The sequence below is a fragment of the Streptomyces sp. NPDC020490 genome (genome assembly GCF_044335305.1).
Classification (GTDB): Bacteria; Actinomycetota; Actinomycetes; order Streptomycetales; family Streptomycetaceae; genus Streptomyces.
Window position 1 is genome coordinate 51,674 of record NZ_JBIRUY010000007.1, and the last position, 16,272, is coordinate 67,945.

Annotated in this window: 13 protein-coding genes and 2 pseudogenes; 8 read left to right on the plus strand and 7 right to left on the minus strand. The window is 73.5% G+C overall.

Going from position 1 to position 16,272, the window contains the following annotated elements:
• Window positions 1-163: 163 nt before the first annotated feature.
• The 3 genes from adhE (at window position 164) to ACH4ZX_RS10035 (ending at window position 7,608) form a co-directional block, all read left to right on the plus strand.
• Complete coding sequence (adhE, locus tag ACH4ZX_RS10025) at window positions 164-2,758, plus strand: bifunctional acetaldehyde-CoA/alcohol dehydrogenase (RefSeq protein ID WP_398270329.1); 2,595 nt, start codon at window positions 164-166, stop codon at window positions 2,756-2,758.
• A gap of 210 nt (window positions 2,759-2,968) precedes the next feature.
• Window positions 2,969-6,601: a DNA polymerase III subunit alpha gene (locus tag ACH4ZX_RS10030; protein ID WP_398270332.1), complete on the plus strand. Its 3,633-nt coding sequence runs from the start codon at window positions 2,969-2,971 to the stop codon at window positions 6,599-6,601.
• Window positions 6,598-7,608, plus strand: a complete 1,011-nt coding sequence (locus ACH4ZX_RS10035) for a DNA polymerase thumb domain-containing protein (RefSeq protein WP_398270335.1) — start codon at window positions 6,598-6,600, stop codon at window positions 7,606-7,608. The genes ACH4ZX_RS10030 and ACH4ZX_RS10035 overlap by 4 nt, the downstream gene beginning before the upstream one ends.
• A 54-nt stretch (window positions 7,609-7,662) precedes the next feature.
• Here ACH4ZX_RS10035 and ACH4ZX_RS10040 read toward each other — a convergent pair whose 3' ends face one another.
• On the minus strand, window positions 7,663-8,037 hold the full coding sequence (locus ACH4ZX_RS10040; protein WP_398270338.1) for a cupin domain-containing protein: 375 nt from the start codon (window positions 8,035-8,037) through the stop codon (window positions 7,663-7,665).
• A 76-nt stretch (window positions 8,038-8,113) separates the two neighbouring features.
• Between ACH4ZX_RS10040 and ACH4ZX_RS10045 the strand changes: the two genes are divergently transcribed.
• Together ACH4ZX_RS10045 and ACH4ZX_RS10050 are read left to right on the plus strand one after the other, a co-directional pair.
• Window positions 8,114-8,560, plus strand: coding sequence for a MarR family winged helix-turn-helix transcriptional regulator (locus ACH4ZX_RS10045; protein WP_398270341.1), 447 nt, complete (start codon window positions 8,114-8,116; stop codon window positions 8,558-8,560).
• A gap of 171 nt (window positions 8,561-8,731) precedes the next feature.
• Window positions 8,732-9,592 carry an esterase/lipase family protein gene (locus ACH4ZX_RS10050; RefSeq protein WP_398270344.1) on the plus strand — a complete coding sequence of 287 codons (861 nt, stop codon included), beginning with the start codon at window positions 8,732-8,734 and terminating at the stop codon, window positions 9,590-9,592.
• An 87-nt stretch (window positions 9,593-9,679) separates the two neighbouring features.
• Here the strand turns inward: ACH4ZX_RS10050 and ACH4ZX_RS10055 are convergent.
• A pseudogene (locus ACH4ZX_RS10055) lies at window positions 9,680-10,659 on the minus strand (lytic polysaccharide monooxygenase); the annotation flags it as partial.
• A 242-nt stretch (window positions 10,660-10,901) separates the two neighbouring features.
• Between ACH4ZX_RS10055 and ACH4ZX_RS10060 the strand changes: the two are divergent.
• Window positions 10,902-11,369 (plus strand): GNAT family N-acetyltransferase, encoded by a 468-nt coding sequence (locus ACH4ZX_RS10060; RefSeq protein WP_398270347.1) that lies wholly within the window; start codon window positions 10,902-10,904, stop codon window positions 11,367-11,369.
• Here the strand turns inward: ACH4ZX_RS10060 and ACH4ZX_RS10065 are convergent, their stop codons facing one another.
• Window positions 11,370-11,504: a hypothetical protein gene (locus tag ACH4ZX_RS10065; protein ID WP_360758008.1), complete on the minus strand. Its 135-nt coding sequence runs from the start codon at window positions 11,502-11,504 to the stop codon at window positions 11,370-11,372.
• Between the two features lie 139 nt (window positions 11,505-11,643).
• On the opposite strand from ACH4ZX_RS10065, the gene ACH4ZX_RS10070 reads away from it, so the two are divergent.
• On the plus strand, window positions 11,644-12,276 hold the full coding sequence (locus ACH4ZX_RS10070) for a class I SAM-dependent methyltransferase (RefSeq protein WP_398270351.1): 633 nt from the start codon (window positions 11,644-11,646) through the stop codon (window positions 12,274-12,276).
• Between the two features lie 23 nt (window positions 12,277-12,299).
• Here ACH4ZX_RS10070 and ACH4ZX_RS10075 read toward each other — a convergent pair.
• Window positions 12,300-12,838, minus strand: a pseudogene (locus ACH4ZX_RS10075) (DUF402 domain-containing protein).
• On the minus strand, window positions 12,819-13,748 hold the full coding sequence (locus ACH4ZX_RS10080) for a GNAT family N-acetyltransferase (RefSeq protein WP_398270354.1): 930 nt from the start codon (window positions 13,746-13,748) through the stop codon (window positions 12,819-12,821). Before ACH4ZX_RS10080 ends, ACH4ZX_RS10075 begins: the two are co-directional and overlap by 20 nt.
• A 71-nt stretch (window positions 13,749-13,819) precedes the next feature.
• Here ACH4ZX_RS10080 and ACH4ZX_RS10085 point away from each other — a divergent pair, with 71 nt between their 5' ends.
• Entirely contained in the window at window positions 13,820-14,191 is a 372-nt protein-coding gene (locus ACH4ZX_RS10085; RefSeq protein WP_398270357.1) for a GntR family transcriptional regulator, read from the plus strand.
• Window positions 14,192-14,358: 167 nt separating this feature from the next.
• Here ACH4ZX_RS10085 and ACH4ZX_RS10090 read toward each other — a convergent pair whose 3' ends face one another.
• Both ACH4ZX_RS10090 and ACH4ZX_RS10095 read right to left on the minus strand, forming a co-directional pair.
• Window positions 14,359-15,138 (minus strand): DUF72 domain-containing protein, encoded by a 780-nt coding sequence (locus ACH4ZX_RS10090; protein WP_398270360.1) that lies wholly within the window; start codon window positions 15,136-15,138, stop codon window positions 14,359-14,361.
• A 33-nt stretch (window positions 15,139-15,171) separates the two neighbouring features.
• On the minus strand, window positions 15,172-16,266 hold the full coding sequence (locus tag ACH4ZX_RS10095) for a DUF5925 domain-containing protein (RefSeq protein ID WP_398270363.1): 1,095 nt from the start codon (window positions 16,264-16,266) through the stop codon (window positions 15,172-15,174).
• Window positions 16,267-16,272: the final 6 nt, after the last annotated feature.

Here is a 16,272-nt window from a genome sequence, read left to right on the forward strand (position 1 = left end):
GTCCCGTGCCGAAGTCCCGTCCCGCACGTCGGGGCGGGACTTTCGCACGACGTGAACAGGGACCTTCGTCCCCCCAAGTGGGGGCCGGTCTCGCGCCCCGCGCATCGGGCCGTCGCGGTCGAATGGATATGTCAGCGAAGGGTCGTGGTGGAGGAGGCCGGCCATGCAGGTCGAAGAACGGGTGGACGTACTGGTCGAGGGCGCGCTGGAAGCACTTCGCCAGTTCGAGACCTACGACCAGGAGCAGGTCGACCACATCGTCAAGAAGGCGTCCCTGGCGGCCCTCGCCGCCCACGGCGACCTGGCCCGTCTGGCGGTCGAGGAGACCGGCCGGGGCATCTTCGAGGACAAGGCGGTCAAGAACATCTTCGCCTGCGAGCACGTCACCCACTCGATGCGCGGTCTGCGCACCGTCGGCGTGATCCACCGCGACGAGCTGACCGGCGTCACCGAGATAGCCGAGCCGGTCGGGGTCGTCTGCGCGATGACACCGGTCACCAACCCGACCTCCACCACCGTCTTCAAGGCGCTGATCGCCCTGAAGACCCGCAACCCGATCGTCTTCGCCTTCCACCCCAGCGCCCAGGAGTGCTCGCGCGAAGCCGCCCGCATCGTGCGGGACGCGGCCGTCGCGGCCGGCGCGCCGGAGAACTGCGTGCAGTGGATCGACGAGCCGTCGATGGAGGCGACCCGGCTGCTGATGAACCACGACGGCGTCTCCACCATCCTCGCCACCGGCGGCAACGCGATGGTCCGCGCCGCCTACTCCTGCGGCAAGCCCGCCCTCGGCGTCGGTGCCGGCAACGTCCCCGCCTACGTCGCGGCCGACGCCGACCTCGCCCGGGCGATCCACGACGTCGTCCTGTCCAAGGCCTTCGACAACGGCATGATCTGCGCCTCCGAACAGGCGGTCATCCTGGACCGGGAGGTCTACGAGGCCGGCATCGCCGAGATGAAGCGGCTGGGCGCCCACGTCGTCACCGCCGCCGAGAAGGAGAAGCTGGAGCAGTTCCTCTTCGGCGTCAGCGCGCACGGCACCAACTGCGGTGAGGCCAAGCTGAACGCCGCGATCGTCGGCAAGTCCGCCGCCTGGATCGCCGGGCAGGCCGGGTTCACCGTGCCCGAGGGCACCTCCGTCCTGGTCGCGGAGTGCACGGAGGTCGGCGCGCGTGAGCCGCTGACCAGGGAGAAGCTGTCGCCGGTGTTGGCCGCGCTGAAGGCGCTGGACACCGAGGACGGACTGCGGCTGTCCACCCAGATGGTCGAGTTCGACGGCCTCGGACACTCCGCCGCCATCCACACCGAGGACGAGGAACTCGCGGAGGAGTTCGGCAAGCGGGTCAAGGCGATCCGTGTGATCGTCAACGCGCCGGCCAGCCTCGGCGGGATCGGCGACGTCTACAACGCCTTCCTGCCCTCGCTCACCCTCGGCTGCGGCTCGTACGGGCACAACTCGGTGTCCAACAACGTCTCGGCGGTCAACCTGCTCAACATCAAGCGGATCGGGCGGCGCAACAACAACATGCAGTGGTACAAGGTCCCGCCGAAGATCTACTTCGAGAAGGGCGCCCTGCGCTACCTGAAGGCCATGCCCGACGTGCACCGCGTCACCGTCGTCACCGACCGCACCATGGAGCAGCTCGGCTTCGTCCGCCGGGTCACCGAGATCCTCAACTCGCGTGAGGAACCGGTCCTGATGCAGTACATCGACAACATCGAGCCCAACCCGGAGCTGTCCACCGTGCAGGCGGGCGCGGCCGCCATGCGGGAGTTCCGGCCGGACACCATCATCGCGCTCGGCGGCGGTTCGCCGATGGACGCGGCGAAGGTGATGTGGCTGATGTACGAGCGGCCGGAGGTCGAGTTCGCGGACACGAAGGAGAAGTTCTTCGACATCCGCAAGCGGGCCTACAAGTTCCCGCAGCTGGGCGACAAGGCCAAGCTGATCGCCATCCCGACCACTTCGGGCACCGGCTCGGAGGTCACCCCCTTCGCGGTCATCTCCGACCCGGAGGCCGCCAAGAAGTACCCGCTCGCCGACTACGCGCTCACCCCGCACGTGGCCATCGTCGACCCGGTCCTGTCGATGAACCTCCCGCCGACGGTGACCGCCGACTCCGGCTTCGACGCGCTGACCCACGCGACCGAGGCGTACGTCTCGGTGTACGCGAGCGACTTCACCGACGGGCAGGCGCTCCAGGCGATCCGGCTGATCTTCGAGAACCTGGAGGCCTGCGTGAAGCAGGGCGCCAAGGCGCCGAAGGCCCGGGAGCGGATGCACAACGCCTCGACCATCGCGGGCATGGCGTTCGCCAACTCCTTCCTCGGCCTCGTCCACGCCATGGCGCACACCCTGGGCAACACCTTCCACGTCGCCCACGGCCGCACCAACGCGCTGCTGCTCCCGCACGTCATCCGGCACAACGGCACGGTCACCCACAAGGCGACCCCGTGGCCGAAGGCCGAGACCTACCGGGCGCCCGAGCGCTACCAGGACATCGCCCGCATGCTGGGCCTGCCGGCGGCCACCCCCGCGGAGGCCGTGGAGTCCTACGCCCGGGCGGTGGAGGACCTGCGCGAGCGCTGCGGCATCCCGGCCTCCTTCAAGGAGGAGGGCGTCGACGAGGAGGCCTTCCTGGCGGCGCTCCCGCAGCAGGCCCTCAACGCCTACGCCGACCAGTGCGCGCCCGCCAACCCGCGCATGCCGATGATCGACGAGATGCAGGAGCTGATGCGCAAGGCGTACTACGGCGCCTGACCCGACCGGGTCCCGCCCGGCCCGCCACGACGCCGGCCACCCCGGCCGCCGCCCCGCCGCCCCCGCCGATCCGACCGGCGGGGGCGGCGGTCGTTTGCGCAGGTGGGAAGCGCCCGAACGGTTGTCGTACAGACGTTCGGGAATTGGTCTATGGTGGGGGTGAGGGAGTCGGGAACTGATGTTCGATACGGTTCGGTGCGGGAGGTGCGGATGCCGGGGTTCACGCATCTGCACACCGTCTCCGGGTTCTCCCTGCGCTACGGCGCCTCGCACCCGGAGCGGCTGGCCGAGCGCGCCGCGGAGCGGGGCATGGACGCCCTCGCCCTCACCGACCGCGACACCCTCGCGGGCACCGTGCGCTTCGCCAAGGCCTGCGCCAAGACGGGAGTACGGCCCCTGTTCGGCGTGGAACTGGCGGTGGAACCGGCGGCGGCGGGCCCGCAGCCGGGGTCCGTGCGCGGAGGCGGGCGCCGCACCCCCGTACGCGGAGGCGCCTTCGTCGACGAGTCGGCGCCCCGGGTCACCTTCCTGGCCCGGGACGGCGCGGCCGGCTGGGCCGGCCTGTGCCGTCTCGTCACCGCCGCCCACGCCCCCGCCCGGGCGGGGGGACCCCCGTCCGCCGGTACGCCCCTGCTGTCCTGGTCCGACAACCACGCCGACGGCCTGACCGTCCTGCTCGGCCCCGCATCCGACGTCGGCCGCGCCCTCGCCGCGGGCCGCCCCGACCGCGCCGCGAAGCTCCTCGCCCCCTGGCGGGAGGTCTACGGCGACGCCCTGCGCCTGGAGGCCGTCTGGCACGGCCGCGCGGGCACCGGCCCCGGCTCGCTGCGGCTGGCCGCCCGCACCGTCGGCTTCGCCGCCGAGCAGCGGATCCGGCCGGTGCTCAGCAACGCCGTGCGGTACGCCGACCCCGGCCTCGGCCCGGTCGCCGACGTCCTGGACGCGGCCCGCCGCCTGGTCCCGGTCGACCCGGGCAAGGAACTGGACTCGGGGGAGGCCTGGCTCAAGGACCCGGGCGCCATGCTGCGCGCGGCCGAGCGGATCGTTCAGGCCGCGGGCTTCCGGCCCGGGGCGGCCCGCCGCCTGCTGGAGCAGACGCGGGCGACGGCCGCCGCGTGCCTGGTCGACCCCGAGGACGACCTGGGCATCGGCACCGTCCACTTCCCCGAGCCGCACCTGGCCGGCGCCGGGCGCCGCACCGCCCAGCGGGCGCTGGCCTCGCGGGCGGCGGCGGGCATGGTGCTGCGCGGCTACGCCGGCCGGCGCGCCTACTGGGAGCGCATGCACCGGGAGCTGGACATCATCGCCCACCACGGCTTCGCCTCCTACTTCCTGACCGTGGCCCAAGTGGTCGACGACGTGCGGAGGATGGGCATCCGGGTGGCCGCCCGCGGCTCCGGGGCGGGCTCCCTGGTCAACCATCTGCTCGGCATCGCGAACGCCGACCCGGTCGAGCACGGGCTGCTGATGGAGCGCTTCCTGTCCAAGGAGCGGGTCGTCCTGCCCGACATCGACATCGACGTGGAGTCCGCGCGCCGCCTGGAGGTCTACCGCGCGATCATCGACCGGTTCGGCACCGAGCGGGTCGCGACGGTCGCGATGCCGGAGACGTACCGGGTGCGCCACGCGATCCGCGACGTGGGCGCGGCCCTGTCCATGGACCCCGCCGACATCGACCGCATCGCCAAGTCCTTCCCGCACATCCGCGCCCGCGACGCCCGCGCGGCCCTGGAGGAACTGCCCGAACTCAGGCGCCTGGCGGGGGAGAAGGAGAAGTACGGAAGGCTGTGGGAGCTGGTCGAGGCGCTCGACGCCCTGCCGCGCGGGGTCGCCATGCACCCCTGCGGGGTGCTGCTCTCCGACGCCTCCCTCCGCTCCCGCACGCCGGTCGTGCCGACCAGCGGCGAGGGCCTGCCGATGTCGCAGTTCGACAAGGACGACGTCGAGGACCTCGGGCTGCTCAAGCTGGACGTGCTCGGCGTGCGGATGCAGTCGGCGATGGCGCACGCGGTCGCGGAGGTGGAGCGGGCGACGGGGGAGCGGATCGACCTGGACGGACTGCCGCCCGGCGACCCGGCGACGTACCGGCTCATCCGCTCCACCGAGACGCTGGGCTGCTTCCAGATCGAGTCGCCGGGCCAGCGGGACCTGGTGGGGCGGCTGCAGCCGAGCACCTTTCACGACCTGGTCGTCGACATCTCCCTGTTCCGGCCGGGCCCGGTCGCCGCCGACATGGTGCGGCCGTTCATCGAGGCACGGCACGGGCGGGCGCCGGTGCGCTTCCCGCACCCGGACCTGGAGGAGCCGCTGAAGGGGACGTACGGGGTCGTCGTCTTCCACGAGCAGATCATCGACATCGTCGACATCATGACCGGCTGCGGCCGCGGCGAGGCGGACCGGGTGCGGCGCGGGCTGTCCGACCCGGAGTCGCAGGCGCGCATCAAAGTCTGGTTCGCGCGGCACGCGGCGGCGCGCGGATACGAAGCAGAAACGATTCGGCGCACCTGGGGGACCGTCGAGGCCTTCGGGTCGTACGGGTTCTGCAAGGCGCACGCGGTCGCCTTCGCGGTGCCGACGTACCAGTCGGCGTGGCTGAAGGCGCATCACCCGGCCGCCTTCTACGCGGGGCTGCTCACGCACGACCCCGGGATGTATCCGAAGCGGCTGCTGCTGGCGGACGCACGGCGGCGCGGGGTGCCGATCCTGCCGCTGGACGTGAACCGGTCGGCGGTCGCACACCGTATCGAACTGGTGTCTGAATCAGGTGTCTGGGGGCTGCGGTTGGCCCTCTCCGACGTGCACGGCATCAGCGAGGCGGAGGCGGAGCGGATCGCGGACGGACAGCCGTACGCCTCCCTGGTGGACTTCTGGGAGCGGGCCCGGCCGAGCCGTCCGCTCGCCCAACGGCTCGCGCAGGTAGGCGCGTTGGACGACTTCGGCGCCAACCGCCGGGACCTGCAGCTGCACCTGACCGAGCTGCACCGGGGCGCCCGGGGCGCGGGTGGCGGCCAGCTGCCCCTGGCCGGCGGGCGCAGGACCGCCCCGGCCGGGCTGCCCGACCTCTCCTCGGCGGAGCGGCTCAGCGCCGAGCTGGGTGTGCTGTCGATGGACGCCTCGCGCAACCTGATGGACGACCACCGGGAGTTCCTCGACGAGCTGGGCGTGATGTCGGCGCGGCGGCTGCGCGAGGCGCGGCACGGCGAGACGGTCCTGGTCGCGGGCGCCAAGGCGGCCACCCAGACCCCGCCGATCCGCTCCGGCAAGCGCGTCATCTTCACCACCCTGGACGACGGCACGGGCCTGGTCGACCTCGCCTTCTTCGACGACTCCCACGACGCCTGCGCCCACACCGTCTTCCACTCCTGGCTGCTGCTGGTGCGCGGGGTGGTGCAGCGGCGCGGCCCGCGCAGCCTCAGCGTGGTGGGCGCCGCCGCCTGGAACCTCGCGGACCTGCTGGAGGTGCGCCGGGAGGAGGGGCTCGACGGGGTCGCGGCCCGGCTGGCCGTCCCGGCCGGGTCCGGCCGGGACGGCGCCGCCGCCGGGGACCGCGTCGCGCGGGAGGACGGCGATGGCTCCGGACGGGAGGACGGCGATGGCTCCGGACGGGAGGACGGCGATGGCTCCGCGCCGGAGGACGGCGGCGGTTCGTCGCCGGCCCGGCTCGCCGGTTCGGACGGGCGGCCGGCGCCCGCGGGCTCCGCGGCCCGCGACCCGATGGAGGACCGGAGGATCCGCATGCCCACGGGGTACCGGATGCACCCCTGGGCGGATCTGCGCCCCGCGGGCGAAGGGCCCGCGGTGGGAAGGAAGCTGTGGCACCAGAGTCCGGGGAGTGCGGGATGACCGTTCTGTGCGTACGTTTCCAGCTGCCGCCGGCGCACGAGGCCGCCCTGCCGGGGCTGCTCGGACTGCTCGAGGAGTTCACGCCGGTCGTCCAGGCGCTGCCGCCGGACGGGGCGCTGGCCGATCTGCGCGGCGCCGAGCGGTACTTCGGGCGCAGCGCGGTGGAACTGGCGTCGGTGATCCGGGTCCGTGCCCTCGCGCTGCACGGGGTCGACTGCGTGATCGGCGCCGGGCCCGGGCCGCTGCTGGCCCGCGTGGCGCTGTGCGACGCCCGGCCCGGGGCGACCCGCGCGGTGCCCGAAGACCCGTGCGGCATCGCGGAGTTCCTCGCCGACCGTCCCGTCGCCGCGCTCCCCGGCGTCGGCGCGGCGACCGCCCGCACCCTGGGCGAGTACGGCCTGGACACCCTCGGCCGGGTCGCCGCCGCGCCGCTGTCCACGCTCCAGCGCCTGGTCGGCGCGAGGGCGGGCCGCGAACTGCACGAGAAGGCGAACGGCATCGACCGCGGCCGCGTCGTCCCGAACGCCGTTTCCCGTTCGCTGGCCGCCGAACGCCCCTTCCCCCGCGACGAACTGGACCCCGGCCGCCACCGCCGCGCCCTGCTCTCGGCCGCCGAGGAACTGGGCGCCCGGCTGCGCGTCCTGGACAAGGTCTGCCGCACGCTCACCCTCACCGTGCGCTACGCCGAATTCCCCCACTCTCGAACAGGCTCGGGCGGGGGGACCCCCATCGCCACAACCCGCAGCCGCACCCTGAAGGAGTCGACCGCCCACTCGGCCGCGCTGACCGCGGCGGCGTACGGCATGTACGAGGCGCTGGGCCTCCAGCGCGCCCGGGTCCGCGCGGTCCACCTGCGCGCCGAGGGCCTCGCCCCCGCCGAACAGGCCTCCCACCAGCTCACCTTCGACCCCGCCGACGAGAAGGCCCGCCGTCTGGAGGAGGTCGCGGACCGCGCCCGCGCCAAGTTCGGCCCGGACGCGGTGAAGCCGGGGACGCTGGCGGCGTGAACGCGGCCGGCGGGGCGACCGTGGCCGGCGGGGTGACCGTGGCCGGCCGGGTGGTCAGTTCGCCCACGGCGGGCTGATCCGGGTTCCGTCGGCCAGTTCGGCCTCCAGGCCGATGGACGTGGTGACCCAGGAGATCGCGGTCTGGTCGGTCGGGTTCTCGACGCCGAAGGCCGTGCCCGGGTTCACGATCACCGTGTCGCCCGCGGTGACGCGCTCGGTGCGGCCGTCGAGGGTGACCAGCAGTTCGCCGATGAGCAGGTGGAAGCCCTCCTCCCGGCTGACGGTGTGCACGGTCGCCCCGGTGCCCGACGGGATCTCGCTCCGCCAGGCGCACAGCTCCTTGCTGCCGGTGAGGGGAGTGGCGTACGAGACGAAGCGGGCGCCGTGGATCTCGTGGGTGACGGCGTCGGACGTGCGGATGACGGGCATGGGTGCCCTCCGTTCGGGAGACGGTGAAAATGGTCAAGCTGCTTGACCATTTCGTCAAGGGTGTTTCAATGCCTTCGTGCAGAACTCCGAGGCCATGGCCCTGTCCGCCGCCCTGCTCGCCGTCGCCGGCGAGCTGACGCAGCGCATCAACGAGGGCGTCGCCGCCCGCGGCTTCGAGGGGGTGCGGCCCGCGCACGGCTTCGCCTTCGCGCGGCTTGCCCCGGACGGTGCGACGGTGACCGACCTCGCCGCCCACCTCGGGGTCACCAAGCAGGCCGCCAGCCAGCTCGTCGACGAGATCGTGCGCAAGGGGTACGCCGAGCGGCGGCCGCATCCCGTCGACGCGCGGGCCCGGCTGATCGTGCTGACGGAGCGCGGGTGGGCCTGCACGCGGGCCGCGGAGGAGGCGGCCGCGGAACCGGTCCGCCGGTGGGCCGGGCTGCTCGGGGAGGGCGAGGTGCGGGCGCTGTCCGACCGGCTGGCGCGCCTCGCCCCCTACGGCCCCGTCCGGCCCACCTGGTGACGCCGCATCAGGCGTTACCGCCGAATCGGCTGTCACTGGAAGTTTTTACTGACGCGTAACTTCACGTCTGCGCTACTCGCCCGTAACTTGATGGGTGAACAGCATCCTCGTGATCCGGATCACAGGGCGTCCTGTCGTCGCAACTCCCTTGAGCCGCAAGGAGATCACTCGATGCTGCCCTGGAAAAGACTCCTCAGACCCCTGACCGCGCTGCTCCTCACCGCCGCCGTCGCCCTGGTCCCCGCCACCGCCGCCCACGCCTCCACCGCCCCCAGCGCGGGCTGGAACGACTACTCCTGCAAGCCCTCCGCCGCCCACCCCCGTCCCGTCGTCCTGGTCCACGGCACGCTCGGCAACTCCGTCGACAACTGGCTGGGCCTCGCCCCGTATCTGAAGAACCGCGGGTACTGCGTCTTCTCCTTCGACTACGGCCAGCTCCCCGGCGTCCCGGTCTTCTACGGCCTCGGCCCCGTCGACAAGTCGGCCGAGCAGCTGTCCGCCTTCGTCGACAAGGTGCTCACCGCCACCGGCGCCGGCAAGACCGACATCGTCGGCCACTCGCAGGGCGGCATGATGCCCCGCTACTACCTGAAGTTCCTCGGCGGGGCCGCCAAGGTGAACGCCCTCGTCGGTATCGCCCCCAGCAACCACGGCACCGACCTGAACGGCCTGACCAACCTGCTGCCCTACTTCCCGGGAGCCGAGGACCTGCTGTCCACGGCCACCCCGGCCCTGGCCGACCAGATCACCGGCTCCGCCCTCCTCACCAAGCTCAACGCCGGCGGCGACACCGTCCCCGGCGTCCACTACACCGTCCTCGCCAGCAAGTACGACGAGGTCGTCACGCCGTACCAGAGCCAGTACCTCAGCGGCTCCGACGTGCACAACGTGCTGCTGCAGAACCTGTGCTCGCTCGACCTCTCCGAGCACCTGGCGATCGCGCTGATCGACCGGATCGCCTTCCACGAGGTGGCCAACGCGCTCGACCCGGCGCACGCCACCGCCACCACCTGCGCGTCGGTGTTCAGCTGACCCCGCGTCGGGGGGGGGGGGGGGGGGGGGGCCGCGCGGCGCCCCCCCCCCCCCCCCCCCCCCCCCCCCCCCCGCCGGCCCCGCCCAGCGGCCGTGCCGCCCGCCGGCCGCGCGGCGGCGGACCGAGGCGAACAGGGCCGCCGAGCCGAGCGTCAGGGCCGCCGCGCCGCCCACGGCGAGGTACGGCACGCCGCCGTCGCCGCCGGTCTCGGCAAGGCGCCGCGCGGCTCCGGCCGCGACGGCGTCCGTGCCACCGCCCTCCGCGCTGCCGTCCGCGGTGGTGGCCGGCCGCGCGGAGGTGCGGGCGTCGTCGTCGCCGTGACCGTGGTGCTCGACCGTCGACTTGCCGGCGCCGTCCTCGATCTGCTCCTCGGAGGGCGCGGACGCGCTCGGGACCGGCGCCGCACCGGCCGTCGTGGCGCCGCCGCTGTCGCCCCCGAAGGCGACGTCCGAGCAGGAGTAGAACGCCTCCGGGCTGTCCGAGCGCTGCCAGATCGCGTAGAGCAGCTGCCTGCCGGAACGCTGCGGCAGCGTGCCGGAGAAGGTGTAGTAGCCGCCCGACGCGACCGGGTCGGTGGCCGACGCGACCGGGTGCTCCAGGTCCAGGTCGGACCAGGCGAGCGGCTGGGCCGGGTCGTGACCGGCCTTGGTGATGTACACCGTGAACGTGCCCTTGTGCGGGGCGGTCACGCGGTACTTGAAGGTGTACGAGCCGCTGCTCACGCGGGCCAGTCGGCGCGGGCCAGGTCCAGCCCCTTGAACTCCTCGTTGCCCGCGCTGCACAGCCTGCCGTCCGGGATCAGCTCCCGGTGCCGTCCGTTCGCGTCCCCGATGCGGATGCCGTTCCAGTCGTACAGCGCCTGCGTGCCGCCCGCCGCGACCGCCGCCCTGCACGCGTCCGACTTCGGGCTCTCGGGCCCCTCGGCGTAACACTGGGCGACCCGGCTGACCGGGTCGCCCATCGAGCCGTGCGCGGACGCCGGGGCGGCGGCGAGGGCGGTCAGCGCGAGCGGGGCCGCGCCGAGGGCGGCGACGGCGACGGCGGCCTTGCGGCGGCGTGCGGGCATGCGGGAACTCCTCGGAGACGGTCCTCGACGTGACGCGCGGGGCGGCCCTCGGGGGCGGAACCCGGGCGCGGACTCCGTGGCGTGGACCTCGTGGTGCGGAACCCGTGGCGCGAACCCGTGGGGGCGATCCGAAACTAGCGCCGGAAGACCGCGGAATCGCCTGCCGGAGGCCGGTGAGGGAGATCCTTATGGTGCCGTTAAGGGAGTGCTCAGGCTGCGCTGAGGCAGGTAGCGTGCACGCCATGACGGAGCAGGGGATCCGGCCGGCCACCGCCGACGACGTGCCGGCCGTACGGGCCGTGACCGAGGCCGCGTACCACCCCTACATCGCGCGCATCGGAGTGGTGCCGGTGCCCGTGCGGGCGGACCACGCGGCGGACGTGGCCGCGGGCAGGGTGTTCGTCACGGGCGATCCCGTGGTCGGTCTCGTGGTCGTCGAGGCGCATGACGACCACCTGTTCCTCGACAGCGTCGCCGTCCACCCCGACGCCCGCGGACGGGGCGTGGGGCGGCGGCTGCTGCACTTCGTGGACGCGCACGCGCGTGCGCTGGGGCTGTCCGAGGTCAGGCTCTACACGAACGCGCTGATGTTCGAGAACCAGCGGATCTATCCGCGCTACGGGTACGAGGTCGTGGAGCGGAGGCAGGACGGGCCGTACGACCGCATCCATTACCGCAAGCGGCTGGACGGCGGGGCGGGACCGGGCTGATCACCCGTCCGGCCACCAGGTGCGCGCGATGTCCTTGCGCACCTCCGGGCGCCCCGCGGGGCGCTCGTCGGCCTCCTCACGGATCCGGCGGGCGTCCGTCCTCTTCAGGGGCTTGTGCACGGTGGTGCGGCGCATGGCTGCCTCCTTCAGTGCCTACCGGGTTCCGTGATGTCACGGAGGTAGACCCTTTTCGCGAGCCTGACTCATCGGCGGGGGTCTGTCAGTGGTGGTGGTCACGATTCGACTGTCAGTGGCAGGTGTCACTCTGGGGCCCATGACACCAGACGACAAGGGCTTGACCGGTGCGGATGTGGACTGGGACGCGCGGGCCGCCACCTTCGACGAGGAGCCCGACCACGGCCTGCGCGATCCCGGAGTGCGCCGGGCCTGGGCCGGCCGGCTCACCGGCTGGCTGCCCGGACGGGCGAGCGACGTCCTCGACCTCGGCTGCGGCACGGGCAGTCTGTCGCTCCTCGCGGCCGAGCAGGGACACCGCGTCACCGGCGTCGACCGCTCGCCCGCCATGGTCGCGCTCGCGCGGGCGAAGGCGGCCGGGCAGGCCGGGCAGGCCGGGGGTGACGCGGTGTTCCTCGCCGGCGACGCGGCGCTGCCGCCGGTGGGGGAGCGGCGCTTCGACGTCGTGCTGGTGCGTCATGTGCTGTGGGCGCTGCCCGACCCCGGCCGCGCCCTGCGGCACTGGCGCCGACTGCTGCGCCCCGGAGGGCGGTTCGTGCTGGTGGAGGGCGTGTGGGGGACGGCCGGCCCGGTCGGTATACCCGCCGACCGCCTCACCGCGCTGCTCGCCCCGCTCGCCGTCGAGGTGCGGGTGGAGCGGCTGTCCGGGGACGCGCCGCTGTGGGGGAAGGAGGTGCACGACGAGCGGTACGCGGTGGTGGCGCGGGTGTGAGGACCCGGGCATGAGGGCCCGCGTCAGCCCAGCAGCGCCTCGAAGGCGCCGTCGCGCCGCAGGGCCAGCGCCTCCAGTTCGTCCAGCGCGGCCACGGCGGCGGCCGCCGCCCGCGGGTCGCTGCGTGCCAGGCCGCTGTCGGCGAACTCGTCCTCGTCCAGACGGCGTACGGCCGTGCCGTCCGCGGAGCGGCACAGGTCCAGGTCGAGGTCCTCGACGGTCAGCTCCGCGCCGGTGAGCGCGGCCGGGCGGGTGATGTCGCAGTACCAGCCCTTCAGGCGGCCGTCGGCGTCACGCACTTGCTTCACCGAGTACTGGGGGCACCTCCCACGCCCTTTGGGCAGTGGGGGAGATCCCGCCAGTAGTACTCGGTGAAGACGTCGCCCTTCTCGAAGCGGACGAACCCGAAGTCGCGCGCGCCGTCACCGGCCCAGGGCGCGCGGACCGCGATCCGGGTGCCGTCGTCGCCGAGCAGTCGGGCCGGGTAACGGATCTTCGTCCGGCCCGCCTTGACCAGTACGACGTCCAGCCGCCGGGCCGGTTCAGCCGAGTTCGCGGACATACCGCACCTCCGTCCCGCAGCGCTCGTACCCGAACCACTTGTTGATCGCGATCATCGGCTCGTTGCCGGTGTCGTTGCCGGTGAACGCCTCCCGGCAGCCGGCCGCGCGGGCCCGGTGCAGGGAGTCGTTCTTGGCCAGCTTGGCCAGGCCCCGGCCGCGGAAGGCGCGGGCGGTTCCGGTCATGGCGGTGGAATACCGGCCGGCGCGGTCGGTGTAGGCGACGGTGAAGGCGGCGGGCCGGCCGTCGACCACCGCGACGGTGGTCAGCTCCCGGTCGAGCAGCGGATGCTGCCAGCTCACCTCGAGCCAGTTGTCGTAGTCGGCGAACTCGGTGTCGACGTCGCTCGGCTCGTCCGACATCGTCTCCGCGTCCAGCTCGAACAGCGGGCGCGGATCGTCCGCGAAGTCGGCCGCGGTGCGCAGCTCGACGCCCGGCGGCGGAGGCGTGAGCGGCGGGAGCGTACCGCCGGCGAGGTCCAGCCGGAGGAAGTCGGCGGAGCGGCCGACGCGGTAGCCGTGCCGTTCGGCGAAGGCCCGGTCGGCCGGTGTGTCCAGCACCCAGGTGAACAGCTTCGTCGCCCCGTGCGCGGCCAGGTGGTCCTCGGCCGCGCGCACCAGCAGCCCGCCGGCGCCGCGGCGCGTCCGGCCGGGGTGCACGTAGACGGTGAGCAGGCCCTGGCCGGGCTCCGAGGTGTCGTGGGCCAGGCTCACCTGGGCCGTGCCGATCACCTCGCCGTCCTCCTCGGCGACCAGGGAGGCGAAGTGGGTGTCGGGGTGGGAGTGGTTCAGGTGGTGGAGGATGGCGTCCGGGGTCCACAGGATGAACGGGAGGGCGAGGTGCCGTACCCGGGCGAAGGCTTCGACGTCGGCCCGGTCGTCGGCACGGAGGTCGCGCACGATCACTGTCATATGCGCGCACGGTACGCCGGGGGCCTGCCGGGGTGCCTCTCATTTTCCGGCGGGTGCGGGACAATCGAGCGGTGACCTTGAAGATCCGCATCGACGACACCGCCCCGCCCTACGAGCAGGTACGGGCGCAGATCTCCGAGCAGGCACGGTCGGGTGCGCTGCCGGTGGGCTACCGGCTGCCGACCGTGCGCGGGCTGGCCGAGTCGCTGGGGCTCGCGGCGAACACCGTGGCGAAGGCATACCGGGCGCTGGAGACCGACGGGGTGATCGAGACGCGGGGGCGCAACGGCACGTTCGTGGCCGCCGCCGGCTCGGCCGCCCAGCGGGAACTGGCGGCGGCGGCCCAGACGTACGCGGAGCGGGCCCGGCGGCTGGGGCTGACGCAGGACGACGCGCTGGAAGCCGTACGGGACGCACTGCGTGCGGGCTACGACCGGGACTGACTGGGCCGGGGCCGACGGGGACTGATCGGGCCGGGGCCGACGCGGACTGACCGGGCCGGGTCCGACCGGGACTGACTGGGCCGGGGCCGACCGGGCCTGACCGGGACGGGGCCGACCGGGACTGACCGGGCAGGGGCCGACAGGGGTTGCTCAGCGCCGGGGAACGGTCAGGGTCCGGCGGCGGTGGGCAGCCGGCTCGGGGTGCGGGTGACGGTGAACCCCGCCCTGGCCGCCGCCCTCCCGAAGGCCGTCGCGTCCCGCACCGCCGCCCCGCCGGGGTCGTTGTTGAAGTACACGTAGGTGTCCTCGGCGCCGGAGAAGGCGGTGGCGATCCGGTCGACCCAGGTCTCCAGGGACCGCCGGCCGTAGTGCGGCCAGGGCCGGGCGCGTCCCTGGTGCAGGCGGACGTAGCCCCAGTCCGCGGTCCGCCACAGCGGGGTCACCGGGCGGGCCAGCACGTCCGCCCAGCACAGGGCCGCACCCCGGTGCTCCAGGACCCCGCGGACCTCCGGCGTCCACCACGAGTCGTGGCGCGGCTCCACCGCCACCCGCGTCCCCGGAGGGAAGCAGGCCAGACAGGCGTCCAGCAGGCCCGCGTCCGCTCGCAGCGTCGGCGGCAGCTGGAGCAGCACCGGGCCCAGCCGGTCACCGAGGCCGGCCGCGTGCGTCATCAGCCGGTGCACCGGCTCCTCCGGCTCCCGCAGGCGCTTGATGTGGGTCAGATAGCGGCTGGCCTTGACCGCGACGACGAAGTCCGGCGGCACCCGCTCCCGCCAGCTCTCGAAGGTCTCCCGCGTCGGCAGTCGGTAGAACGCGTTGTTCAGCTCCACGGTCGCGAACCACCGCGCGTACTCCTCCAGCCACAGCCGCATCGGGCACCCGGCCGGGTAGAGCACGCCCCGCCAGTCCCTGTACTGCCATCCCGACGTTCCGGCCAACAGGGTCATACGACCATGAAAGCACCCGGTCCGGGATGCGGCCTACAGGTACAGCCCGGCCTCCGCGCCGTCCCGCGGTTCCGGCAGCGCCGTCGGGGAGGTGCCCCGGCGCAGCGCGTACAGCTCCGCCAGTGTCGCCCCGTCGCGGCCCACGCCCTCCTCGCTGCCGAGCCAGTTCACCGCCTCGTGCCGGGTCAGCCTGCCGACCTCGATGCGGGCCAGGCAGCGTCCGGGCCGGACGACCGCCGGGTGCAGGCGCTCCAGGTCCTCGTTGGTCGTCACGCCCACCAGCACGTTGCGGCCCTGGCCGAGCAGGCCGTCCGTCAGGTTCAGCAGGCGGGACAGGGCCTGGCCGGCGGTGTGCTTGGCCTCGCCGCGGATCAGTTCGTCGCAGTCCTCGAGCAGCAGCAGGCGCCAGCGGCCCTTGCCGGCCGCGTCCTCCTCGCCGATCGCGATGTCCATCAGGTACCCCACGTCGGAGAACAGGCGCTCGGGGTCCAGGACGCAGTCCACCTGGCACCAGTCGCGCCAGGACCGGGCGAGGGTGCGCAGCGCCGAGGTCTTGCCGGTGCCGGGCGGGCCGTGCAGCAGCAGCAGACGGCCCGCGATGTCCTCCGGCGTCGTCTTCATCAGGCGGTCCATGGCGTCCGCCACGGGCGCGGTGTAGTTATCGCGCACCTCGTCCCAGGTGCCCGCCGAGATCTGCCGGGTGGTGCGGTGCGGCCCGCGCCGGGGCGAGACGTACCAGAACCCCATCGTCACGTTCTCCGGCTGGGGTTCGGGCTCGTCCGCGGCGCCGTCCGTGGTCTGGTCGAGGACCTTCTTCGCCAGCTCGGGGGTGGTCGCCGTCACCGTCACGTCGGCGCCCCGGTTCCAGCGCGAGACCAGCAGCGTCCAGCCGTCGCCCTCCGCCAGCGTGGCGCTGCGGTCGTCGTCGCGGGCGACGCGCAGCACCCGCGCGCCGGGCGGCAGGAGCGTCGCCCCGGACCGCACGCGGTCGATGTTCGCCGCGTGGGAGTACGGCTGCTCGCCCGTCGCGAAGCGGCCGAGGAACAGCGCGTCGACGACGTCGGACGGCGAGTCGCTGTCGTCGACGTTGAGCCGGACCGGCAGAGCGTCGTATGGGTTCGCAGACATGGCGCC